Source organism: Brevundimonas sp. UBA4553 (assembly GCF_002387245.1).
GTDB lineage: Bacteria > Pseudomonadota > Alphaproteobacteria > Caulobacterales > Caulobacteraceae > Brevundimonas.
In genome coordinates this window covers 192,154-192,650 of the sequence record NZ_DGLD01000014.1, presented here as the reverse complement: position 1 = coordinate 192,650, position 497 = coordinate 192,154, and the positions used below count along the sequence as shown (strand labels likewise).

1 protein-coding gene is annotated in these 497 nt (G+C 62.2%); it reads right to left on the bottom strand.

Annotated features, from left to right (window positions below; translation table 11 throughout):
- Positions 1-224: 224 nt before the first annotated feature.
- A partial coding sequence (locus B4A39_RS10415; RefSeq protein WP_292036322.1) for an SDR family oxidoreductase occupies positions 225-497 on the bottom strand: 273 nt, incomplete at its 5' end.

The window sequence follows — 497 nt, the reverse complement described above, 5'->3', positions numbered from 1 at the left end:
TCGATAACGATCTTGCGGACGCGTTCGAGGGTGTCGGACATGAGTGTCTCTCTGCCTGTTGTTTGTCGCCGTGAAGGCGGGGTCTCAGTGTTCGCCGTGTCACGGCAGCCCCGTGGATGCAAGACCTTGAAAGGACTCACCGCCGCGAAGCGTTCCCGCCCTTTAGCACAGCCAACGGGGCGGGAAACAGATTGTTGCGCGTCGTGATGGCGACGCGCAACGCCTTAGATCATCGCCATGCCGCCGTTCACGTGCAGGGTCTGACCCGTCACATAGGCGGCTTCGTCCGACGACAGATAGACGGCGGCGGCGGCGATTTCGTCGCCCGTGCCCAGGCGACCCGAAGGGATTTTGGTCAAAATGGCCTCGCGCTGCTGGTCGTTCAGCACGTCGGTCATCGGCGAGGCGATGAAACCCGGGGCGATGCAATTCACCGTGATCCCGCGTGAACCGACTTCCTGAGCCAGCGACTTGGAGAAGCCGATCATGCCGGCCTT